Source organism: Clostridium facile (assembly GCF_014297275.1).
In the GTDB taxonomy this organism is placed as follows: Bacteria; Bacillota; Clostridia; order Oscillospirales; family Ruminococcaceae; genus Massilioclostridium; species Massilioclostridium facile.
Genome location: NZ_JACOQK010000001.1, coordinates 958,518 through 982,369 on the forward strand (window position 1 = coordinate 958,518; position 23,852 = coordinate 982,369).

Consider the following 23,852-nt stretch of genomic DNA (forward strand, 5'->3'; position numbering starts at 1 on the left):
AATAATCTTGAACTTTACCTGTGTGGCAAAAAATATTCCACGCTTGCTGGCTTTCCATTGGCAAACACCCCTTCTATTGAACACTTTCTAATTACAGTGTTCGCCAATCAAAGAAAAAATATAACTGGTAATTCGTTCAAGTTTATTCAAACCCTAAACTGCGCATAACACCTTCCCGGTTGCGCCAGTTTTCTTTTACTTTGACCCAGCATTGCAGATTTACCTGGATCTGGAAGAAATCTTCCAATTCCCTCCTGGCTTCGCTGGCGATTTTTTTCAGCATATTTCCGCCTTTTCCAATAATCATTCCTTTGTGGCTATCTCGCTCACAGAAAATGGTTGCATCAATATGTAAAATATCGCCCCGTTCCTGAAATCGTTCAATCGAAACCGCTGTACCATGGGGAATTTCATCCCGCATATTCAACAGGATTTTTTCCCGCAGCATTTCCCCAGCTAAAACACGTTCTGGCTGGTCGGTCACAGCATCATCTGGAAAGAAATGGACGCTTTCCATAGAAAATTGTTCCATTTCCTGGAGCAGAATATCAACCCCATCCTCTTGCAGGGCAGAAATCGGCACGACAGCGGAAAAATCGTAAAGATGTGTAAATTTCGCAATCCGTTCAATTAATTTTTCTTTTGGCTCTACCAGGTCAATTTTATTCACCGCCAAAATAGCAGGCAGTTTGCGGGAACGGAACCCTTCGATTAAATCCAGTTCCGCCTTGTTGACCTCTCCAGTTGGCTCCACCACCAAAACAGCAGCATCCACATCAGCAACACTGTCTTTTACGGTCTTTACCATCTTTTCCCCTAGTTTATTTTTTGCTTTTAATAAGCCGGGGGTATCAATAAATACAAACTGTGTCTGTCCTTTTGTCAGCACACCAGTAATGCGGGTACGTGTGGTTTGGGGGCGATTAGTAACAATCGCGATTTTATGGCCTGTTAAAGCATTTAACAGGGAAGACTTCCCTACATTTGGTTTTCCTACAATCGCAATAAATGCGGAACGTGTATCGATCATAACCACTCCTTTTATGATTCTATCTCTGTTTCATGTTGTAACTCTATTTCACACAATTGTTTTTGTATTTTCCGTTTTACAAAATACTGGACGATTGCACATCCAATACCGATGATAAAACATACTGCTATAAAAATAAATACTAGGCTATCAACGGTTAGCATAACATTCCTCAATCTTCTTTTTTTAGTTTACCCCGTATCAGAGGTATTGTCAATCTATATTGATAAAAACCAGGATTCGTCTATAATATAATCGGTAACAGGTAGGACGCCAAGTTGTAATTCTTTTAGTTTTTCTACTAAATCGTCGCCATCCATCAGGTCGATTGGAGTGGTGCCTGGACGGTTGGCTTCCTGAATGGCGGAGGAAGAAAAACGTCCGGTTGTGATAAACAGCCCTTTATCTGCACGACCCTGCATGGCTCCACGGAAATCCCGGATTTCTTTGGAAGGGACGGTTCCTGTATACCGTTTGCATTGGAAAATCATATGGAAACTAATCATTCCGTTTAGTTTAATTATACCAGTACCATCCACGCCTCCGTCTCCAGTTTTTCCAGTTACTTTTACCTGGACAAAGCCGGATTCCCGTAAGATTCTTTGGGTTAAACGTTCAAAGGCATCGGGTTTTAATTGGAACAAAAGATTTTTTAACTGGTCACGCCAATCCTGGATTTCATCTGGTACAGCTAACCCTTCATTTTCTATTTCTTCCTGTTCAGGATATTCTGGGTCAGGCTGCTTTTTTAATCGCAACATTTTATGTACCTGTAGTACAATCTCCACTGGGTCTATTTCTTCCAATTCCTGGCCTTTTGCGGTTAATGACCACACCCCACGGAGGGAATTTTCCAAAATCCCTACTTTTTTCAGATAAGACCTGGTCCAAGCCAGACGATATTCAATCTCAGTTTTATTGCTGCTACTGTGCTTTACTTCCAGAATTTCCGGTGAGATATTTAGCAATTCGATCGTCTTTTCGTCAATTTCGTGAAGGCTGCCAGAACCGCCTAACTCTTTCATCGCCTGAAATAATTCACACATCATTTCGTGTTGTGCAGGTACATCAGTAAAATATTTCATGCTGTCTCCTTAAATGGTGAACCTCCTATAAAACAACAGAAAAATAGCAGTTTCATCGCTGGAATTGCTATTTTTCTGAATAGTCATTCTATTTCATTTTTGTATTGGACTTTTTAGGACGGTAAATCTTGACGGTATCAGTATGCTCTTTGGGCCGAAACCCATGAAAGATAAATACAATCCCAAGTACTAACCATAAGGCAAATCCAATAATATACCAAGGTGTTGAAATAATTTGTTGGATGGTAGCAAATAGCTTGTCCCAATTTCCAAACAAGGCAATTCCCACGCCAACAGCCGCAATAGCACATAACAATACTGCCCCAGCGGCTACATCCTTCGCAATCCGTGCCAGGTTATCATAGGAATCCGATGTTAAATTTACCACTGCCTCAATTGCTGTATTCACAAGCTCACACATCATCACGCTGCCCAGCGTCAATGCCAAAATGGCATATTGGTTTGGGGTTAGACCATAGATGAAGGAAAAGGCTAAAACGAATACAGAGGCGGTAATATGAATCCGCATATTCCGTTCGTTTTTGATGCAAAACCAAATTCCACGGAAGGCATACGAAAAACTTTTTACCAGCCCCTTGAATTCTTTGTTATTAAATTTCATCCGTTAATACGTAGCTTGCTCCACGTGCGACACCTAGATTTGTAAGTACCTTTTCTTCTTTTTCACGCATTTGCACAGCAGGCAAGCCGCCTTCTTCATGGTCGTACCCTAGCAGATGGAACATAGAATGCACCGTTAAAAAAGCTACTTCACGCTGTAAAGAATGTCCATATAAGCGAGCCTGTTCTACCGCTTTTTCCATAGAAATCACAATATCACCCAGCATGCAGGCACCATCTGGATTTTTATCGTACACGCCGTTTTCACCTAAAGGGAATGATAGGACATCAGTTGGCGCGTTCTTATCCCGATACTCCGCATTTAATGTTTGAATTTCACTGTTATCTACAAAAGAAACACTTACTTCTGCATCTTCCAGGAAATTCTCATAATTGAGTACAGCATGACAACAGCGGCGAATCAATAATCTGATCCCACTTGGAATTTTAACCGCGTTTTGTTTGTTGCTTATGAGAACTTTTACTTTCTGCATGGCCTTTTTTATCCTCCTTATAGTATTGGTCATAGGCTCTTACAATATCCTGTACTAATTTATGACGCACAACATCTTTATCAGTAAACCGGACAATTGCAATATCCTCGATCCCTTTTAAAACTTTTGTTGCCTCAATCAAACCAGACTTATGCCGATCTGGAAGGTCAATTTGGGTAACATCCCCTGTGATGACAATTTTTGAGTTAAACCCTAAGCGGGTTAAAAACATTTTCATTTGTTCTGATGTAGTATTTTGCGCTTCATCCAAAATAATAAAGCTGTCGTCCAATGTTCTACCGCGCATATAAGCTAAAGGGGCTACTTCAATATTGCCGCGTTCTAAATACCGTTGGAAATGTTCCGCGCCCATCATATCAAAGAGAGCATCATATAGTGGGCGCAAATAAGGGTCAACTTTATTTTGTAAATCTCCAGGAAGAAACCCCAGCTTTTCCCCTGCCTCTACAGCGGGCCGGGTTAAAATAATCCGGTTTATCTCGTTGGCGCGGAAGGCGCGCACCGCCATTGCCACAGCCAAATAGGTTTTTCCTGTACCCGCAGGACCAACACTCAGTGTAATTGTGTTGTTCTTTATTGCTTCAGTGTAATTTTTCTGGCCCAGCGTTTTTACTTTAACTGGCTTTCCTTTTGAGGTAATACAAATACAATCTGTCACCAGCTGGGTCAGGCTTTCCGCCTTGCCTTCTTTCACCATGGAAATAATATAACGCACGTTTTGTTCGTTTAATGTTTCCCCACGATTTAAGGCAACCAGCATTTGTTCAATCGCTTTTTGCGCTAAAAGAACATTTTCTACCTCACCGGATACCTTAATATCACTACCTCTGCTCATGATTGTAACATGAAACTCAGATTGCAGCAATTTAATATTCTCATCAAAGCTACCGAACAATGCCAAAGTATGTTCCATTCGATCGATATTGATAACTTGTTCCAGCATCTAAAATGAAAACCTCACTTTGCTTCTTTCATATTTGTGGATAATTAACAAAATACAAATGATATAATTTGATATATTGCTCAATTTCACAGAAGGATGTGTTGTATAAATACAATAAAACGTTTAAAGTATTTTATGTACTTTTAACATAATTCTATTATAACACAAAACGATGAAAAAGAAACCATTTTTTATGAATTTTACTATTTTCTGCATTATTGACAAAAACATAACTATTTTTTTCCTATCACACCGGCATTATGCAATGGAAAATAAATTTTATGAAAAATAACTGGTTTATCTTTTGGCAACACAGAAAACTGGTGCCTGTTTAACAAATAATAAGAAGAAGCTATATTTGCCGGCTTGCCATCTATCAGAATCGTTTATATTATTATTATTTTAATACTGTTTTGTGTTAGAATTGTAAGAGATCAATGGTTGTTTTTTGAATAACACCACAAAAGTTGCTTCTTTTTTCCATTGGATGTCATCCCTTTCTTCTTTTATTAAGTTTATTATACACCATATTATAGTAAAACGAAATAGTATTTTTATTAATTTTTAAAATATTTTAATAAATATTATATAATTTTATTGATTATAAAAAGTTTTCCCTATTATAATAAAAATAAACCCTAATCTATTTTTATAGATGATAGATTAGGGTTTATTTTGCACATAAGTGCTTTTATACTATTGTTGTGGTTTTCTGTCCGCCGAAATTTTAGAGGATAGAATCAGGCACAACCGTTGAAACGGTATCGTTGGGAGGCAATACTGTTTCATTGTTACAGGAAACAGAAAAAAGTATACTGAGATCCTTTTATTACTTGAGCATCGGGGAATTAAAAAGTAAAGGATGTAACATGGGAGTTGTTTAATTCTTTACTTTTATTTCAGAATCCTATTACACCGAACCACAACCTAAAAAATGTGGATTGCAAAAATCAATTCATGGAATAAAACATATGTTCTTTTATGCGGCAGGATGGTTAAAATGCTTTTTCATATGTTTATTGGATAAAAAACGTATGAAATAAGGATGACGCTTTTTCTCTCTTGCTTTTACACAAAAAGAAGATGCAATTACACCACTAATAATCAGCATAATTCCTACCAATGATTTTCCAAAAAAGACAGTTATACTAATTTTTTCTGTGTCAAAGGAACCAAGCGCTCCTAATACTACTAAAACACCAAGGAACGAAACTAAATACATAAAACGTTTCATAATAAAACTCCTTTCATCCAAAAAGAACATTTGTTCTTTATTTATATTATAACGTGATTCATTTTGTTTGTCAACTGTTTTTTGCAAAAATTTTTCTTTTTCAAAAAAATAAGCATGGCTCTTTTAAAATTCGTCAAACTGTGATAGAATAAGTAAGAAATAAAATGATTGTCATTATAATTTTGGGAGTGAAACGATGAAACATTTAATTGACCTTGATGATTTTTCGATCCAGGAACTGGATCAAATTGTCCACAAGGCAGTGGAAATCGAAGCTCATCCAGAAGCGTATTATGGAAAATTATCTGGAAAAATTTTGGGAACATTATTCTATGAGCCTTCTACTAGAACACAGATGTCTTTCCAGACCGCGATGTTAAAACTGGGCGGGCAGATTATTGGGTTTGACAACCCCCAAACCTCTTCTGTTTCCAAAGGTGAAAATTTAAAGGATACGGTAAAAGTAATCAGCAACTACGCTGATGTAATCGCGATCCGTCATCCTTCCGAAGGCGCCGCAAAAGCGGCTTCATTAGTGGCAGAGTGCCCAATTATCAATGCAGGCGATGGAGGGCATCTCCACCCAACCCAAACGTTAACCGATTTGGTAACCTTAATGCACGAAAAAGGGCATTTGGACCATCTGACAATTGGATTATGCGGGGATTTAAAATTCGGGCGTACAGTCCATTCTCTCATCAAAGCGATGATCCATTACCCTGGCAATAAATTTATTTTAATTTCCACCAAAGAATTGACGATTCCTGATTACATGAAAAAAATCATCCTCAATTCCAACTGTGAATACGAAGAAATTTCTACATTAGAAGAAGCACTTCCAAAACTGGATGTATTGTATATGACCCGGATTCAACGGGAACGGTTTGAATCCAAAGAAGAATATTTGAAACAAAAAGATGTATACCGGTTGGATACCCAGAAAATGCGTTTGGCTCCAGAGGACCTTTGCATTCTCCATCCATTGCCAAGAGTGGATGAGATTGAAATCGCTGTGGATGATGATCCAAGGGCTGTTTATTTTAAGCAGGCAAACCATGGCGTGTATGCCCGTATGTCCTTAATTCTGCATATTTTGGAACAAAATACGCAAACAAGTATCAAAGGAGAAATTTATCCTGAAAAAATTTGTTCTAACTCACGGTGTATTACTCAAAGTGAAACTTATTTAAAACGTTATTTTTACCGCGATAAAGATGGCGTTATGTGTTGTTCTTATTGTGATGCCCATGAGTAGACCGGAACAAGTATTAGTACTGTTTGGGTCCCCAAACAAAAAAGGGTATACTCACATATTAACCAGCTTATATTTAGAACAACTGCAGAATAAGCTGCACAACCAGATGGAAATAGAATATATTTATGCTTACGAGAAAAAATATCTACCATGCTTGGGTTGTGAAAAATGTGATACAACTGGTGTGTGTATCTGGAACCAAAAAGACCAATACGACCAACTGTTGGAAAAAATACAACAGGCGGATACAGTAGTTCTTGCATCCCCCGTTTATTTTAGCGGTTTCCCCGCCCCTTTAAAAGCATTGATTGACCGTGCTCAACAAAAATATGCGGTTAAATTCAAGGATGGAAAAGGTGTGAACCAAAAGTTGCGCCGTGGTGTTTTAATCTCTACCTGTGGAGCGGATACCACCAAATTTTTTCCCATGCTGCAACTAGCAGCCGGCATGTTTTTTGACTGTTTGGATATCGGTATAGCGGAAACATTATTCGCCAGCAATACCGATGATCCTGGCAATATTAAAATATCTGATATGGAACAGAAAGCGAGAGATGTAAAATGAGTACAATCCATATTAATGAAGAAAATTTCAATGAAGTTGTATTTAACACCAATTTGCCAATTATTTTGGATTTTTATGCTGACTGGTGTTCTCCATGCAAAATGTTCGCACCTGTATTAGAAGAAATTGCGGATGAATTGGATGGAAAAGCAATTGTCGCAAAAATGAACATTGATGAAAGCAAAGAATTGGCAACTGAATTTGGAATCCGCACTATTCCTACCCTGATGTTGCTGAAAGATGGTAAAATGATAAATAAAATTGTTGGTATCAAACCAAAAACCATTGTGTTAAAGGAATTTGGATTCTAAAATAATTTTATGTAAAAAAAGGAGACGTTGTACAACGTTTCCTTTTTTCGTTGTGTTCCTTTTTCCTTGGAAAATCAGCTCTAACGAAGATGAGTAAACTGGCTTTGCAACAGCTGCTAAAGGAAAGCCAGTTTTAGAAGGCTTACACGATGTTGGGTCACTTTACAAGTGCGGGTTTTTGAGCTTTTAATTGTCAGTTCCTAATGCGAAGTAGCAATGAATACTCCCTTTTTTAGCAAAGCCAAATATTTTATGTTCTATGAAATACGTTTTTTAAAGTGCTAAAGGCAATCAACTCGTTTTAATATATGTAAAGTAAAACAACTTGTCTAGTTTGAAAACTATTTAATAAAATTAAATTCAGAAATACTTTTTTAATATTCCGATTTTTCCAGAAAAACAAGAAATCTTTAAAACAGTTTATAGAAACAATAACAGTTATGACAAGTAAATTTCTTGTCATAGCTTCGATCCTATAAAGATGAGAGAAGGATGTTATTTGAAATCATTTTCAAAAAAATTATCCAAAAATTCGTTGATGTTTGACAATCAAATGTTAGTAAAACTAATCATCCCATTGATTATAGAGCAATTTTTAACAGTTACTGTTGGAATGGCGGATAGTGTTATGATTGCAAGCGTTGGAGAGGCGGCAGTATCCGGTGTTTCTTTGGTAGATACCGTAAACATCCTGTTAATTAATGTGTTTGCCGCTATGGCAACAGGAGGTGCCGTCGTTGCCGGACAATATTTAGGACAAAAGCGGCAAAAAGAGGCTTGCAAAGCTGCCGACCAATTGGTTTTGTTTATTACATTTTTTTCAATTATAATTATGGTTCTAATGTATCTGTGTAAAAACTGGATTTTGCATGGTGTCTTTGGAAAAATTGATAGCGATGTTATGGGGTATGCCAATACATATTTAGTAATAGTTTCTTTGTCCATTCCATTTATCGCCCTGTATAATGGAGGAGCCGCTCTATTTCGCACTATGGGAAACTCCAATATTTCGATGATCATTACACTTATTATGAATATCATTAATGTGATTGGAAACGCGATTTTAATATACAGATTCCAAATGGGAGTTGCCGGTGCGGCAATCCCTACCCTGTTTTCCCGTATTGTTGCGGCGATTTTAATTATTGTATTATTGCGGAAACAGAATTTATTAGTCCATCTCACAAAACCATTTCAGTTTAAACTAAATTTCCATTTCATCAAAAAAATTTTGCGGATTGGCATCCCAAATGGTCTAGAAAATAGTATGTTCCAATTGGGAAAAATTTTAGTACTTAGCCTAGTAGCTGGTTTTGGTACCGCTTCCATTGCTGCAAACGCTGTTTCTAACACGATTGCGAATTTTCAGATTTTACCTGGAATGGCGATTGGCTTAGCCACGATTACAGTCGTTTCCCGCTGTGTCGGCGCCGGAGATTATGAACAGGTTCGATTTTACACCCGTAAATTATTGCGAATTACCTATCTGTCGATGATTTTAATTAATATCATCATTGATCTGGGATTGCCACTAATTTTATGGATTTATAATCTAACTCCAGAAACAGGGATGATTACAAAACAGTTGATTCTATACCATTCCATTTGTTGCGTCACGATTTGGCCATTTTCGTTCACTCTACCAAATACACTACGTGCTTCCAATGATGTGCGCTTTTGTATGGTCACCTCGATTGTTTCCATGTGGGTATGGAGAATCGCATTTAGCTTTGTGTTAGCGCAATTCCTTCATTTAGGAGTATTTGGAGTTTGGGTTGCCATGACAATTGACTGGTTATTCCGCGCTATTTGTTTTGTTATCCGGTACCGTGGTTCCAGATGGCAATTAAAAAGCAACTGATAAAAAAGACGTTGAATAAATCAACGTCTTTTCTTTTTATGGCGATGGGGATATTTTTTTCGGTTCTCCTTTTTAGTTTTCCATTTTTTCCATTCGATAACACACATTATGATAAGCGCTATTGTCATATAGATACTAAAAAGGATTCCAAATAAATTTTTCAGGTTTTCTGGAATAAAGAATAGAATCATAAATGCAAATATAAATATGCCAGTACACAGTATAAATTGTGTTGTAGTTGTGTTTTTATCTGTTGCCATCCGATAAATAACAAAAATACAGGCAATAATGATTAATACAACCCCTAAAACCCCCATCAAATTCTCCTTTTTTCTCTTAAGCTTATACTGTGATACTGATTTATAACCCCTATCGAAACAATCATTCTATCAAAAAAGCTGATGAATCTATATTTGATAAATTCATCAGCCATATAGTAGCAAGTGATTATTTTTTAGCTTTATTTTTTGCTTTAGAAGAAAATTTCTCTTTCTCCACTACAAAACGTTCATGGGTGCCCTTACAAATCAAGTCCACCGCATCCTGTACTTCAACAGTAAATACAATACGTTTACGGTCCACTTCGGTGATTTCTACCTTTGCTGTAACCTGCATTCCTTCTGGGGTAGCCGCCAGATGTTGGATATTTATCAATGTTCCAACTGAAGTGAGCGCCGGATCGCTTAAATGGTTTTTTACCAGATTGGCGGCAGTATTCTCAATGAAATTCACCAACATTGGGGTTGCATATACATCACAGTCCCCACTGCCCACATTGGATGCCAACAATTCTTTAGTAACTGTAATCGTTTGTTCTGCGTGTAAGCCTGGTGTAATATTTTCCATAGTAATAAAAATCCTTTCCTGTTTTAAATCTATTGATAGAAACATCATAAATTGCGCTTGGCAAAAAACGATTTGTTTCTCTATAGCTAGATAATATTATAACAGATATGAGCAAGAAAAGGAATTATTTTATTCAAATTCTTCCTCGTCATCTTCAAATACAAATTCTTTGAGCTCAAACCAAAAAACAACTCCGCCATCCTTATGGTAAGCACCACAATTTCCTTCATGGGCTTGTATAATGGTTTTTACAATTGCGAGACCAATCCCATAGCTTTTAGCACTTGCTGTACGGGATTTATCCGCACGGTAAAATAAGTCGAACACCTCGTTTAAATCCTGTTGTGGAATAGGAGGATGGGAGTTAAACAGGTTTACCCGCACCATTCCGTTTTGCCTGGTAAGCCAAACGGAAATTTTTTTCTTTTCATCCACATATTTGATCGCGTTTTCAAAGATATTGGTAAACACCTGGACAATCCGGTTAAAGTCCCCCTGAACCATCATTTCTTCCTCAAGGTTGGACTGCACTGTAATACCTTTTTTCTCCAGTAAAATTTTACAGTTGTGTATTACGGTAGAAACCAGCTCATTGATACTGAAAAAGGACATTTCATATGTCATCATCCCGCTTTCCAACTGGGTTAAGGTAAGTAGTTGATTGACCAGTTGGCTCATGGTATTGCTTTGCTCCACAAGAATATCACAAATCTCCCCTGATTTTTCTGGTTCCGTGTTATCCCTTAGGGCTTCGCTGTAAGCGGAAATCAAACTCAACGGGGTTTTAAAATCGTGGGATACATTGGCTACAAATTCACGGCGCATTTTATTGGTTTGTTCTTCCCGCTCCAAATCCCGTTTTAAAATATCGATATTCTGTTTTAACGCATCCGACATTTTATTAACACTATTCGCAAGGGCTTCAATTTCGTCCCCAGTATGCACATCGCATTTTTCGCTGAAATCCATATTAGAAATTTTTTGTGCTGTAGAGTCAATCTGTTTAATGGGACGGACAATTTTAGACGCCATAAAATAGGTTGCCAAAATTCCCAACACCAAAGCCCCTATAGAAACATATGCAAAAAACTGCAACGCCGTATTAGCTGTTGTTTCAATGTAGGCTTTTGGAGTTTCCATAAACAGATAAGTATGCTCATTTAGTTTGGTATAAAAATAAATGGAATCCGTCAGCTGGCCATCCGCTTCCATAAACACATATTTTCGTCCTTGCAGCTTATTAAAAATTTGGTCTTGTTCCGCTTGACGGAGCCATAATTCAGATTCAATCCTTGGGTCTACATTGGTATTCTGGTTACCCAAAAAAATAAAATTCCGTTGGATTTGGTCATACACCAAAACAGTAGTATTTTGGGCGGCACATTCTTGTAAAGGTTCCTGTAATCCCGTAATACCATCTTGGCTATAGGCTTGTTGAATAGAAATACTGGATTGAATCAGTTCCTGCTTTTTATTGTGGATATAGAACTGTTCCAAAAAGGTTCCGCCAAATAAAAGGACGGTTATAATATTGAGGGAAAAAATCAAGAAAATGATTAAAAATAGTTTCTTTTTAATACCGATTTTCATTCTTCATTAACCTCAAATTTATATCCACATTTTCTTACCGTTTTAATCCACTGTTGAGTAACTGGGATTTTTACCCGCAAACATTTAATATGGGTATCTACAGTACGGGAATCCCCTTCGTAATCCATTCCCCAAACCGATTGCAAGATCTGGTCACGGCTGAGGACAAGGTTTTTATTCGCTACCAGATAACAAAGTAGGTCGTATTCCCTTGGGGTCAATGCAATTTTCTGCTCCCCTTGGTAAACGCAGTGCTCCCGGTATACAATTTTTAAATCCCCCAGGATAAACTCGCTTTCCTGTAGCAGACCAGCACGTTTTAACAGGCTTTTTACCCGGGTTACCAGTATTTTAGGGCTAAATGGTTTAGAAATATATTCATCCGCTCCATATTTAAAACCCATCAATTCATCAAACTCTGTATTTCTGGCTGTTAAAATCATAATTGGGACATCCGAAACTTTTCTGATTTCTTGGCACACCTCATATCCATCCATTTTTGGCATCATTACATCCAGTAAAACCATAGAAAAGTGGTCACTATAGAATTTTTCCAAAGCTTCCTCTCCATCCGCAGCTTCTTCTACTTGATATCCTTCATTTTTTAAATAACCGCATATAATATACCGCAGTTTTGCTTCGTCTTCTGCTACTAATATTTTCAGCATAATTTCACCTCATGTATGATTTTACCACGCAATTGTCATAGAATTGTGATGGAATAAAATTTTTTACAAATCTGCTCAAACTTTTCCTCTATTTATCATACCATGGAAATAGGTTAGATTCAAACTATTTTTTTCAAAGAAAACACCGAAAGAATACTAATAGAATCACCTTGATGGATGTTGGATAAGACTGTTTCCAGAAATCAAAAAACAATAGCATTCCTTGTGGCTATATAGTATAATTAAGTTATATTGTAAAAACGATAAAAGATGATTGGGAGGTTAAAGTATGAAGAAATGGTATGATGAGGAATATGAATTTCAAATTGAGGTGACAGGCTTTCTGCGTGGCGACCATACAGAGCGGTATTGCCGAAATGGGGAAGAAATTGGGGATCAATACACCTGCACCTATGGGTGCCCCGTCAATCAGGATGGACAGGGTATCTGTTCCAAAGTAATGATGGTTCTGTTTCCTATTATGGAGGCTATGAGAAGTGGCGGCAATTTAGAGAATATTGGAGGCAATAGCAAATACAGCAAGGAGATTGTATGTCCAGATGGATGCGTCATGTTCCGCTTAACAGCAAAAAAACTTGGAAATCCTAATTTTTATAAGGGAAAATTTTTTGATTAATTTGATTGTCCGCCGTTTTGTTGGCGGACTATATAACGAAACGCAGGCAAAATAAGGGTAGTCTGTATGTATTTGAATCGTTTATCCTACTTATTTATATTCATAGATTTATATCCATAGAAAATTGGGTTTTTGATTGCGTAATTTTATCACAGAATACGCAATCACCTTTTCCTACAAAAAAGTGATATTGTGGCTTTTAATTCTCCAAAAAATGAATAGCCTGTTCGTATTATCTGCTTAAATATTTCGTTTGGGTGTGGTATGAGGGAGGAACTCAACAATAAACCAAATCTGCTTTGAACAATAAAGGCTTGTATAATAAAACAACCTTCTGTTTTTCATGACAGAAGGTTGTTTTATTATTGTTTTCGGAAAAGGCGCTGCTGTAATTGAAAAGCCTGTTCCCGGCGGCGGTTGGTTTCCTGTTGGTCCACCACATAATTGTCGTCCTGTACCACCAGAACATCCCCTTCTGTAACATCAACCGGGAGCTGATCCAGGGGGACTTTCTTCCGTATTCTATGGTCATTTTCTAGTACAGCAATACCATTTTCTATCCGGTCTACACTCCACATTATCCATCACCTGTCTTTATCTTTCGGTTGTAACCGTCAAATTTGCTCCATCCGAATGGAACACAATGGTTCCATTTAGGTCAGTACGATAAACAGATTTTCCAGCTATTCGGTCCAATATTTCTTGATGGGGATGCCCATAACTGTTTCCGGAACCAACACAGATAACGTAATCGTTAGCCTGTACCGCATCTAAAAAATCTTGACTGTTGGAAGTATTGCTTCCATGATGGCTCAATTTAAGCACCGTTGATTTAACGTTGGCACCAGATTCCAAGAGATCTTGTTCTGCTTGTGCTTCCATATCTCCACCAAACAGGAAAGAGGTATCTCCATAGCTGAATTTTGCCACAACAGAGTTGCTGTTTAGGTCATTATACTCCTGAACTGGCCCTAGAATCGAAATTTTTGCCTGCCCATAGGTAAACGTTTGACCTGGTGCTGCAACTGTAATGGTTTTTCCTTGTTGCTCTGCCGCGGAAAGCACCTCCAGATATGTTTTCGTGGTGGGGGTGTTTTCTTTGCTCAATTCCGGCATCAGAATGGTTTCGGTGTCAAATGCTTTTAAAACAGTATCCATTCCACCAATATGGTCGGAATGAGGATGGCTTCCAATCATCAAGTCCAGCTTATCCACTCCTTGGGATTTTAGGTAATCCACTACCACATTCCCCTGGTCATTTTCTCCGGCATCGATTAAAATATTATGCCCATCGTATTGAATCAGGGTGCTGTCCCCTTGGCCAACGTCAATAAAATGGACACTGACGCCATCCCCAGGCAAAGGCTGGGCAGGGAGATGGTCATAAATAAAATAGGCGATTGCAGCCGCCACAACCAGAACTGTGGCAATGATTCCTTCTACACGGCCTAGTTTCGTTTTCCGGTTTTTCTTTTGGTAGTAGTTTTTCCTTTTTGCCATTTTGTTCCCCGTTTTCCTTTCGTTTGTTTGGTCGCTTGTTTTGGTGGATTGGAGGAAGGTCCATCCGGACGGACAAGACAGTTAGGGCCTGTTCCGATTAAATCCAAACGTTTGGCTTGGCGCAACGCTTTAAGTACCAAAGGTTTGTTTTTTGGCATAAAATACTGGAGCAGTGCCCGCTGCATTGCTTTTTCTTCGGATGATTTTGGCACATATACTTTTTCCATGGTCAATGGATGGTACCCTGTATAAAACATACAGGTGGAAATGGTTCCAGGGGTTGGGTAAAAATCCTGTACTTGTTCTGGACGGATATGCTCTTTTTTCAGGAATTCCGCCAGCTCAATAGCCTCTTTTAAGGTGCAGCCCGGATGGGAGGACATCAGGTAAGGCACAAGGTATTGTTCTTTCCCCACCTCTTTTGTAGTTTGGTAAAACCGATCCATGAATTTTTTGTAGATTTCCACATGGGGTTTTCCCATACAGTCCAAAACCCGATTGGAACAATGTTCCGGTGCTACTTTTAACTGACCGCTGACATGGTGCTCCACCAGTTCCCTCATAAAAGTAGGGTCAGGGTCTTCGATCAGGTAGTCGTAACGAATTCCCGAGCGGATAAATACTTTTTTGACCCCGTCCAATTGCCGAAGTTCCCGCAACATATGTAAATATTCTTTGTGGTCTACTTCCAGGTTTTTGCATGGAGTTGGAGCGAGGCATTTTTTGCCCCGGCACATTCCATGTTCATTCTGCTTCTGACAGGAAGGTTTGCGAAAATCAGCTGTTGGCCCTCCCACATCGTGGATATACCCTTTAAAGTTTGGCAATTGGGTCAATTTTTTTGCCTCCGCAAGGACGGATTTTTCACTGCGGCAGGTAACATGTCTGCCCTGGTGTAGTGTAATAGCGCAGAAGTTACAATCCCCAAAACATCCTCTATTGTGGGCAATAGAAAATTCGACTTCCTGGATTGCGGGAACACCACCCATTGGTTCGTATACTGGGTGGTAAGTCCGCATATATGGCAAGGCATACACTCGATCCAGTTCTTTTTGGTTTAAGGAACGCATGGGAGGGTTTTGCACCAACATCCAGTTTCCATGGCGTTGGATTACTGTCTTACCTGTAATCTGATCCTGTTCTAAGAACTGGATTTTACAAGCTTTCGCATAGCTTTCCTTACTGGCGACTACCTGGTCAAAGCTGGGACATTCTTTTGCCCCCCACGGGGTGTTGACTGGTTCTGTTAAATAGCATGTACCTCGGATATCGGTTAACTCCTTGATGGACTCTCCGTTGGCAAGGCGGTGGACAATCTCTTTTGTCTGCAATTCCCCCATACCATAAACCAATAAATCCGCTTTGCTTTCCAGTAAAATTGTGGGGCGGACTGCGTCATCCCAATAATCGTAGTGGGCAAAACGGCGAAGGGAGGCTTCCAGCCCGCCAATGATAATGGGCTGTTCTTCCCCAAAAGCTTCCCGCAGTTTTTGGCAGTATACATTGACTGCCCGGTCTGGGCGGTAGCCTCCCTTTCCCCCTGGGGAATAGGCATCGTCATGCCTACGCCGTTTTGCAACGGTGTAGTGGGTCACCATTGAATCCACATTTCCAGAATTGACCAGAAAAGCGTATTTTGGTTTCCCTAGTTTTTGAAAATCCTGTAGGCTATGGTAGTTAGGCTGGGCAATTACCCCAACGGTAAACCCTTCGGATTCAATGACACGGGAGATAATGGCCATCCCAAAGCTGGGATGGTCAACATAAGCATCCCCTGTAATACAGATAAAATCCAACTGTTCTATTCCACGGTCTTTCATATCCTGTTTGGAAATAGGTAAAAATCCTGACATAAAAAACTCCATTCCAAAAAATTAAACTAATCGTTGTTCTGATTGAGGTTCATTTCAATCCATTGCTGTTTATTGAGCAGTACCTGACGTGGCTTGCTCCCCTCTTGAGGTCCGACAATTCCACGTTGTTCCATCTCATCCATAATTCGTGCCGCACGGGCATACCCCAGCTTCAGCCTCCTTTGCAGGAAAGAAGTAGAGGCTTGTCCCGCTTCCACAACACACTCAATGGCTTCTGGTAACATGACGTCGTGGTCATCAAAACCTCCACCACCATTTTGTTTTTGCGGTTCTGCCACTGCCTGTTTTTCAATTTCTTCGATAATGTCATCGCTATAATCGGCGGTTTCCTGTGATTTGATGAATTCCACTACCTGTTCTACCTCATCATCGCTGACAAAACAGCCTTGTACACGAGTGGGTTTTTGGGAACCAACAGGGGAAAATAACATATCCCCTTTTCCCAATAATTTTTCCGCCCCACTGCCATCCAAAATGGTTCTGGAATCCACCTGGGAAGAAACCGCAAACGCAATACGGCTTGGAATATTTGCCTTGATTACGCCAGTGATAACATCCACAGAGGGGCGCTGGGTCGCAATGACCAGGTGCATCCCAGCCGCACGTGCCATCTGCGCCAGCCGGCAGATCGAATCCTCTACCTCGTTGGAGGCTGCCATCATCAAATCGGCCAACTCGTCAATGATAATCACAATTTGGGGCAACGGCGCAACGTCTTCTGAATTGTGTGCCATCCGATTATAGCCGTTAATATCCCGGACACTGTTGTCCGCGAACAATTTGTATCGGTTGAGCATTTCGGTAACGGCCCATCCCAATGCGCCAGCAGCTTTCCGGGGATCGGTTACCACTGGAACCAACAGATGGGGGATGCCGTTATAAATTCCTAATTCTACTACTTTTGGGTCGATCATCAACAAACGGACATCATCCGGCGAACTCTTATAGATTAAGCTGATAATCAATGAGTTGATGCAAACCGACTTACCAGAACCGGTAGAGCCTGCAATCAGCACATGGGGCATTTTTCCGATATCCGCCACCATTGGGTTTCCAGCAATGTCCTTACCCAAAGCAAAGGACAACGGGCTTTTTGCCTGGCGGAAGGAAGAATCCTCCACAATTTCCCGCAGCATGACGATATCGTTTTTCTTATTGGGGACTTCAATTCCTACAGCAGCTTTGTTGGGAATTGGTGCTTCAATCCTCACTCCGCCAGACGCCAAATTGAGGGCAATATCATCCGCCAGATTGGTAATCTTGCTGATTTTCACCCCGGCAGAAGGCTGCAATTCATAGCGGGTTACACTTGGTCCACGGCAGATATCAATAATCCTGGTTTCCACCCCAAAGCTTTTTAAGGTATCCACCAGACGGTCAGCGTTGGCACGCAGTTCCCCACTAACATCCCGGTTATTGTTTTTCGTATGTGCTTTTAGCAGGCTGATCGGAGGAAATTTATATTGGTTTTGGTGATCCTCCTGCAAACGAGTGGAAAGCTCGTCCCCAATGGTTGGGTCGGGTTTTATCTCCGGTTGCTCTTCTGGTGGGACAGCCGCTTTTTTCACCAGGTCATCCAACTGGGCGGCTTCTTCTGGAACAGCAGAAATCTCCTCTGTTGTTAACTCAGGGATAGCTTCCTGTTTCTTTCGTTTTTTCTCTTTTCTAGATTGTTTTGGTTCTTCTTCCCCAATATCGGGGACACAAAACCGTTTTGGGGAAGCTACTGGATGTTCTGGCATAGATTCCGGTCCCAGGTCTACATCAATATCAAACCGGCTTCCCTGCCCTTCTTCCCGCAGTTCCCGACGTTGGACATATCCTTCTTCCAGTTTTTTCACTGGCTTTGTCATACCACGGAAAAATCCAATTAACGTTGCGCCGGTTAAAATAAGCAATACAATAAAAATGAGAATAGCCAGCAAAACCGCTGATGCCGTTTTGCCAAAAGCAGCAGTCAACGGCATTCCAATCAATCCGCCTACCAGCCCACTGCCTTTGATCTGGGTTCCAGTATCATAGCAGAACAGCAGTTTATCCCCCAAGTTAGCGCCTACAGGCTGCTGGCTGCTTAACACTTGTACTTCCCCACAAATCAGGATAAACAATACAATAATCTGCCACAGTTTTTGTTGGATGGAAAAAACAGTTCTTTCCCTTGCGGAAAGGACCGCCATCACCATGATAATCGGCCCAATAAAAAAGGCTGGTATTCCAAACAAACCAAACAGGAAGTTGTGGACACCTGTCCAGATATTCTGCCCTGTAATAAAGGCGAATGCAGTAACCAATAAACCAATCCCAAACGTCAAAATGCAAACTAGATGCCTCCGATGGTTTTGGTATTGTTGCTGTTCTTCCCGTTTGGCAGCTGGTTTTCTGGTAGTCGTCTTTTTCACAGGCGTTTTTCCCTTAGTGGAACTGCTGCGGGGTGTAGTTGTTTTTTTTGTTGCAGATTTTGTCTTTTTGGTGGATGTCCGCTTTTTTGTTGCCATCCCTCTTCCTCCGTCTTTTTTAATTTAAAACCATGTCAATAAAACGACAATGAGGCAACACAAAGAAAAGGAACGGTTCCCTTCCAGTGTGTTGCCATAAACATAAACTATTGAAAACGATTTTTACGCAATCATCTGCATAATTGTCTGGCCAGAAACATGTTCAATAATGCCTAACACAAGTACAATTACACCGAGAATCGCAGTGTAAATTGCGAAAATTTTGAATTTGTCCGAATTAATCAGCCATTGCACCAGTTTAATTGCTAGGAAACCTACAACAGCGGATACCACAAACCCAATTATCATGGGGGCGATACCAATACTTGCAACCCCTTCTGCATTTAAGTCTCCAAATTCGGATAGACATCCGCCAATGATGGCTGGAATTCCAAGTACAAAGCTGAATTCCACAGCTGTTTTACGGGATAAACCGCAGAATAAACCAGCGGAAATCGTAGAACCGGAACGGGATACCCCTGGCAGCAACGCAACACACTGGAAAATACCAATGGTTAAAGCATTGCGGGTATTAATCTGACCAATTGTTTTTTTACCATGACCACAACGGTCGGATAAAAACAGGATCGTTGCGGTGTATAAGAAGCAAATCCCTTCTACAATGATGTCCGCATCGGAAGCGACTCCGGTAAAGAAATCCTTGAAGAAGTACACTGGAATCAGCGGCAACAACGCAATGATTAACATAATAATCATATTTCGCTCTGGATTCATCTTTTTAAAGGAGAATTTTCCGGTAAAAATATCCTTAATCATGGAAAAGAACTCTTTAATTAATTTCCAGATTAATTCTCGGAACGCGATAAATACGGCTACCAAGGTACCCAAGTGGAGCAGGATGGTAAAAAATACGGCGCTTTCCCCATTTACCCCAAAAAAGTGCTGTACCAACGAAAGATGTCCTGAACTGGAAACTGGCAGGAATTCTGTCAGTCCCTGTACGATGGCTTGAATAAATGATTCGATAATTGACAAAATATTCTCCTCCATTTATGTAGCCTGCGAAAACCGCAGGTTAATGAATGATATTTCCCGATTGATAGCTGGGATTTAAATAATCAGCTGGATTGGTGCTGAAAATCTGGTTTACACGAAAACCCTCATTACATTTTACACCAAATAGTATGCAATTATCAACCCTTTTATACTGTTGTTCAGGAATTTTTTTCGCATAGTTCATATCAAATACTTCATTTAAGTCAATTATCGTTTGTATCATCCGCTTTTTCCTCCTCTTCAATCATTTGATACAAACACTCAATCGCATCCGAAATTCCACCCAATTCATCAATCAGACCGGATTCCACCGCCATTTTTCCATCTAATACGGTACCAACATCCATTACTAATTCCCCGGTATTCATCATCAACTGGCGGAATTTTTCCTCTGTAATATTGGAGTTTTCCGTGACAAAACCAATAATTCTATCCTGCATTTTCTCAAAATAGGAAAGGGTTTGTGGTACACCAAGCACTAGACCACTCATCCTGACTGGATGGATTGTCATACTGGCGGATGGTACAATGAAAGACCGTTTCGCAGAAACCGCCAATGGTACACCAATGGAATGCCCTCCTCCCAGCACTAAAGAAACAGTGGGTTTTTTAATTCCGGAGATTAATTCCGCAATTGCCAAACCAGCTTCCACATCCCCCCCTACGGTATTCAGGATAATAACAAGCCCTTTAATATCTGGAGATTGCTCAATCGCCACTAATGCCGGAATCACATGCTCATACTTGGTAGTTTTATTTTGAGGTGGAAGGATATAATGTCCTTCTATCTGTCCGATAATCGTCAAACAATGGATGGGATATTTTCCCTGAGTTGTAATCGACCCTGTTTCGATAATTTCGTTTAAATCCTGTTTGCGTTCCTCTACAGTGCTATCATTATTGGTTTCCTCATCTGGTTTAATAACAGGTTCGAAATTTTCTTCGCTCATAAATGCTCCTCCTTTTACCATTATAAACTCCTTATTAGTGTGGCAGAAAGGAAGGAAACTATTCTAATCGCAATTGGATAATTTCTATTTTTTCATGGTTCCAATATGAATAATAACCTATAAAACAAAAATTTTTTGTAGAAACTAGCTCTTTATTTTGAAGCAAACAGCATTTTAGGAAAAATTTCTTTTCTATTTTGTTTGTTCTTGAGAAACAACAGGAATTATGGTATAATTTAAAAATATATGTCCTTTTAAAAAACAGGCTATGTTTTGCCTTTTCTATCACAAATAAATGAGGAGGATATTAAAATTATGGTACCACAAGCCATTGAACAGCTGCTACCATTGGTACAAAAGCCAGCCCGCTATGTAGGTGGGGAATTAGGCTGTATTTACAAAAAAAAAGACCAAGTAACAGTACGGTTCGCCTTTTGTTTTCCTGATACCTATGAGGTGGGCATGTCCCACCTGGGAATGAAAATCCTGTACCAGGTGTTGAATGATATGCCAAACTGCTGGTGCGAGCGGGTTTTTGCGCCCTGGCTGGACTTTGAAAAGCAAATGAAACAGCATAACATCCCGTTGTACGCTTTGGAAAGCTTTGACCCATTATCCGATTTTGATATTATCGGCTTTACCCTGCAATATGAACTTTCCTACACTAATATCTTAAATATGTTGGATTTAGGTGGAGTTCCAGTAAAGGCTTCGGAACGGAAAGGGCTGCACAACCTGGTCGTGGCAGGCGGCCCCTGTGCCTGTAATCCGGAACCCCTGGCGGATTTTGTTGACCTCTTTATGCTGGGAGAAGGGGAAGAAGTGATTCAGGAACTGGTAAACCTATATGACGAGGCAAAACAGCAAGGCTGGAGCAAAGAAGCGTTTTTGCAAAAAGCTGCCCAGATAGGCGGAATCTATGTGCCATCCCTGTACGAAGTGGATTACAACCAGGATGGTACCATTGCCAGCATTACGCCAACCCATGGAGCACCGGAAAAAGTGACCAAACGGATTATCAAGGATATGGACAACGTCACCTATCCGGATACTTTTATTGTGCCGTTTATCCAAACAGTACATGACCGTGGTATGATTGAACTGATGCGTGGCTGTATCCGTGGATGCCGTTTTTGCCAGGCGGGGTTCCTGTACCGTCCTTTGCGGGAAAAATCTCCAGATGTCCTCTGTGCCCAAGGGAAAGCCCTGTGTGAAAACACAGGCTTTGAGGAGGTTTCTTTGTCCTCCCTTTCTACTAGCGATTATTCCCAGCTGCCACAATTGCTGGACACATTTATGGATTATACCGAAAAAAACAAAATCAACCTTTCCCTTCCCTCTTTGCGGATTGATAATTTCTCCGACGAATTACTGGAGAAGATCGCGAAAGTCCGCAAAAGCGGCTTGACGTTTGCGCCAGAAGCGGGAACTCAACGTTTGCGGGATGTCATCAATAAAAATGTCACTGAAGAAGAAGTGATGTCTACCTGCCGAATTGCGTTTGAGGGTGGATATACCTCCGTCAAACTCTATTTTATGTTGGGGCTGCCAACCGAAACCATGGACGATGTAGCAGGAATTGTCCAACTGGGGCAAAAGGTAGTTGACCTATATTACAGCCTACCAAACCGTAAAAAAGGAAAAGGTGGGGTCAGTGTTTCCATCAGCGCCTCTACTTTTGTACCAAAGCCGTTTACTCCATTCCAATGGGAACCACAGGACACTCCAGAAATGGTAGCAGAAAAACAAAAACACATGGTAGCGAGCACAACAACCAAAAAAATTCGTTTAAGTTGGCATGAAGTCCATACCAGCCAATTGGAAGCGGTACTGGCACGGGGTGACCGTCGTTTGGGAGAAGTCCTTTACCGCGCCTGGAAAAAAGGCTGTTATTTTGATTCCTGGGAAGAAAACTTTTTCTTCGACCGTTGGCAGGAAGCGATGGAAGAATCCAGTTTGACCATGGAATTTTACGCCAACCGCCGCCGTGACTTCTCCGAAGTGCTGCCCTGGTCTCATCTGGATTATGGGATCAGCGAATCTTTCCTGAAACGGGAAAACGAAAAGGCAAAACAGGAAAAAGTGACGCCAAACTGCCGGTTGCAGTGTTCTGGCTGTTCTGCCAATAAACTGATTGGAGGGCCTTGCTTTGAATGATTTTAAAGATATCCGTGTTTTCTACAAAAAAACTGGACGGTTAAAGTATATTTCTCATTTGGATATTAATCGTTGCATGCAGCGTGCGTTAAAACGTGCCGGATTGCCGGTGTGGTATACCCAGGGGTTCAATACCCATATCTATTTGACGTTTGCCCTCCCCCTTTCCTTAGGATATGAGAGTAACTATGAGGTAATGGACTTCCGTTTAATTGAAGAAGTTCCCTTTGAGGAAGTCAAACAGAGAATGAACGAGGCACTCCCAGAGGGACTGGAAGTATTTCGTGTAGTGGAAAAACGGGACAAAGTGGATACAATTGCGGCAGCCTGTTACCAAATCCGGCTGTATGGGGATGATTTACAGGAGCTAGAAACCGCTTGGACAGATTTCCTTTCGGAGCCTTGGATTGAGGTGGAAAAGAAAACCAAAAAAGGCATGAAAAGAATTGATATTAAGCCGGAACTTTTGGAAAGCCAGTATCAACTGGATGGAGATTGCCTGCTGTGGAAAGTAAAGCTGCCAGCCGGTGCTAATAATATTAATCCAAGTCTATATCTGGATGAATTTTGCAAAACTTATCCAAACATAATGACCCATTGTGATGTACTGCGTACTGATATTCTCCGTTCTGATGGAAAACGTTTTGAATAGATAAAAATGTTCCAACTATTTTTTTGGTTGGAACATTTTTTCTGCT

General features: G+C 40.2%; 23 protein-coding genes. 7 read left to right on the top strand and 16 right to left on the bottom strand.

Annotation, left to right across the window (positions count from 1 at the left end):
* Positions 1-142: 142 nt before the first annotated feature.
* The 6 genes from era to H8Z77_RS04045 all read right to left on the bottom strand — a co-directional run bounded on the left by era (position 143) and on the right by H8Z77_RS04045 (position 5,428).
* A complete protein-coding gene (gene era, locus H8Z77_RS04020; protein ID WP_186996248.1) occupies positions 143-1,030 on the bottom strand; it encodes a GTPase Era in 888 nt (295 codons plus the stop codon).
* A 218-nt stretch (positions 1,031-1,248) separates the two neighbouring features.
* Positions 1,249-2,115 (bottom strand): restriction endonuclease, encoded by an 867-nt coding sequence (locus H8Z77_RS04025; protein ID WP_186996249.1) that lies wholly within the window; start codon positions 2,113-2,115, stop codon positions 1,249-1,251.
* 88 nt (positions 2,116-2,203) lie between these two features.
* A complete protein-coding gene (locus tag H8Z77_RS04030) occupies positions 2,204-2,737 on the bottom strand; it encodes a diacylglycerol kinase family protein (RefSeq protein WP_186996250.1) in 534 nt (177 codons plus the stop codon).
* A complete protein-coding gene (ybeY, locus tag H8Z77_RS04035; protein WP_069988906.1) occupies positions 2,727-3,230 on the bottom strand; it encodes an rRNA maturation RNase YbeY in 504 nt (167 codons plus the stop codon). Before ybeY ends, H8Z77_RS04030 begins: the two co-directional genes overlap by 11 nt.
* Complete coding sequence (locus H8Z77_RS04040) at positions 3,184-4,194, bottom strand: PhoH family protein (protein WP_069988907.1); 1,011 nt, start codon at positions 4,192-4,194, stop codon at positions 3,184-3,186. Before H8Z77_RS04040 ends, ybeY begins: the two co-directional genes overlap by 47 nt.
* A gap of 979 nt (positions 4,195-5,173) precedes the next feature.
* On the bottom strand, positions 5,174-5,428 hold the full coding sequence (locus H8Z77_RS04045; protein WP_186996251.1) for a hypothetical protein: 255 nt from the start codon (positions 5,426-5,428) through the stop codon (positions 5,174-5,176).
* A gap of 196 nt (positions 5,429-5,624) precedes the next feature.
* Between H8Z77_RS04045 and pyrB the strand changes: the two genes are divergently transcribed.
* The 4 genes from pyrB (at position 5,625) to H8Z77_RS04065 (ending at position 9,420) form a co-directional block, all read left to right on the top strand.
* Positions 5,625-6,683: an aspartate carbamoyltransferase gene (gene pyrB / locus H8Z77_RS04050; RefSeq protein WP_069988909.1), complete on the top strand. Its 1,059-nt coding sequence runs from the start codon at positions 5,625-5,627 to the stop codon at positions 6,681-6,683.
* Entirely contained in the window at positions 6,676-7,248 is a 573-nt protein-coding gene (locus tag H8Z77_RS04055) for a flavodoxin family protein (RefSeq protein WP_186996252.1), read from the top strand. The genes pyrB and H8Z77_RS04055 overlap by 8 nt, the downstream gene beginning before the upstream one ends.
* Positions 7,245-7,559 (top strand): thioredoxin, encoded by a 315-nt coding sequence (gene trxA / locus H8Z77_RS04060; RefSeq protein WP_069988911.1) that lies wholly within the window; start codon positions 7,245-7,247, stop codon positions 7,557-7,559. The genes H8Z77_RS04055 and trxA overlap by 4 nt, the downstream gene beginning before the upstream one ends.
* A gap of 538 nt (positions 7,560-8,097) precedes the next feature.
* A complete protein-coding gene (locus H8Z77_RS04065) occupies positions 8,098-9,420 on the top strand; it encodes an MATE family efflux transporter (protein WP_286165650.1) in 1,323 nt (440 codons plus the stop codon).
* A gap of 447 nt (positions 9,421-9,867) precedes the next feature.
* On the opposite strand, the gene H8Z77_RS04070 is transcribed toward H8Z77_RS04065, so the two are convergent.
* The 3 genes from H8Z77_RS04070 to H8Z77_RS04080 all read right to left on the bottom strand — a co-directional run bounded on the left by H8Z77_RS04070 (position 9,868) and on the right by H8Z77_RS04080 (position 12,524).
* Positions 9,868-10,266 (bottom strand): thioesterase family protein, encoded by a 399-nt coding sequence (locus H8Z77_RS04070; protein ID WP_186996254.1) that lies wholly within the window; start codon positions 10,264-10,266, stop codon positions 9,868-9,870.
* Between the two features lie 129 nt (positions 10,267-10,395).
* Positions 10,396-11,763, bottom strand: coding sequence for a HAMP domain-containing sensor histidine kinase (locus H8Z77_RS04075; protein ID WP_186996255.1), 1,368 nt, complete (start codon positions 11,761-11,763; stop codon positions 10,396-10,398).
* Between the two features lie 89 nt (positions 11,764-11,852).
* Positions 11,853-12,524, bottom strand: a complete 672-nt coding sequence (locus tag H8Z77_RS04080; protein WP_069988916.1) for a response regulator transcription factor — start codon at positions 12,522-12,524, stop codon at positions 11,853-11,855.
* Between the two features lie 289 nt (positions 12,525-12,813).
* On the opposite strand from H8Z77_RS04080, the gene H8Z77_RS04085 reads away from it, so the two are divergent.
* Positions 12,814-13,161, top strand: coding sequence for a TIGR04076 family protein (locus tag H8Z77_RS04085; RefSeq protein ID WP_186996256.1), 348 nt, complete (start codon positions 12,814-12,816; stop codon positions 13,159-13,161).
* A gap of 362 nt (positions 13,162-13,523) precedes the next feature.
* Here H8Z77_RS04085 and H8Z77_RS04090 read toward each other — a convergent pair whose 3' ends face one another.
* From H8Z77_RS04090 to H8Z77_RS04120, 7 genes are all read right to left on the bottom strand, one after another.
* Entirely contained in the window at positions 13,524-13,739 is a 216-nt protein-coding gene (locus H8Z77_RS04090) for a DUF3006 domain-containing protein (protein WP_186996257.1), read from the bottom strand.
* Positions 13,740-13,755: 16 nt separating this feature from the next.
* Positions 13,756-14,661, bottom strand: coding sequence for a ComEC/Rec2 family competence protein (locus H8Z77_RS04095; RefSeq protein WP_186996258.1), 906 nt, complete (start codon positions 14,659-14,661; stop codon positions 13,756-13,758).
* Positions 14,610-16,514, bottom strand: coding sequence for a YgiQ family radical SAM protein (locus H8Z77_RS04100; RefSeq protein WP_186996259.1), 1,905 nt, complete (start codon positions 16,512-16,514; stop codon positions 14,610-14,612). The genes H8Z77_RS04095 and H8Z77_RS04100 overlap by 52 nt, the downstream gene beginning before the upstream one ends.
* A gap of 26 nt (positions 16,515-16,540) precedes the next feature.
* The gene (locus H8Z77_RS04105) at positions 16,541-19,030 is read right to left on the bottom strand and encodes a DNA translocase FtsK (RefSeq protein WP_186996260.1); all 2,490 of its coding nucleotides are present in this window, start codon (positions 19,028-19,030) and stop codon (positions 16,541-16,543) included.
* A 123-nt stretch (positions 19,031-19,153) separates the two neighbouring features.
* Positions 19,154-20,026 carry an undecaprenyl-diphosphate phosphatase gene (locus H8Z77_RS04110; RefSeq protein WP_286165427.1) on the bottom strand — a complete coding sequence of 291 codons (873 nt, stop codon included), beginning with the start codon at positions 20,024-20,026 and terminating at the stop codon, positions 19,154-19,156.
* A gap of 40 nt (positions 20,027-20,066) precedes the next feature.
* Positions 20,067-20,270 carry a YlzJ-like family protein gene (locus H8Z77_RS04115; protein WP_069988923.1) on the bottom strand — a complete coding sequence of 68 codons (204 nt, stop codon included), beginning with the start codon at positions 20,268-20,270 and terminating at the stop codon, positions 20,067-20,069.
* The gene (locus H8Z77_RS04120; RefSeq protein ID WP_186996262.1) at positions 20,251-20,997 is read right to left on the bottom strand and encodes a ClpP family protease; all 747 of its coding nucleotides are present in this window, start codon (positions 20,995-20,997) and stop codon (positions 20,251-20,253) included. The genes H8Z77_RS04115 and H8Z77_RS04120 overlap by 20 nt, the downstream gene beginning before the upstream one ends.
* A 315-nt stretch (positions 20,998-21,312) precedes the next feature.
* Between H8Z77_RS04120 and H8Z77_RS04125 the strand changes: the two genes are divergently transcribed.
* Together H8Z77_RS04125 and H8Z77_RS04130 are read left to right on the top strand one after the other, a co-directional pair.
* Positions 21,313-23,154: a TIGR03960 family B12-binding radical SAM protein gene (locus tag H8Z77_RS04125; protein WP_186996263.1), complete on the top strand. Its 1,842-nt coding sequence runs from the start codon at positions 21,313-21,315 to the stop codon at positions 23,152-23,154.
* Positions 23,147-23,806: a TIGR03936 family radical SAM-associated protein gene (locus H8Z77_RS04130; protein ID WP_186996264.1), complete on the top strand. Its 660-nt coding sequence runs from the start codon at positions 23,147-23,149 to the stop codon at positions 23,804-23,806. The genes H8Z77_RS04125 and H8Z77_RS04130 overlap by 8 nt, the downstream gene beginning before the upstream one ends.
* The last annotated feature ends 46 nt before the right edge of the window (positions 23,807-23,852 follow it).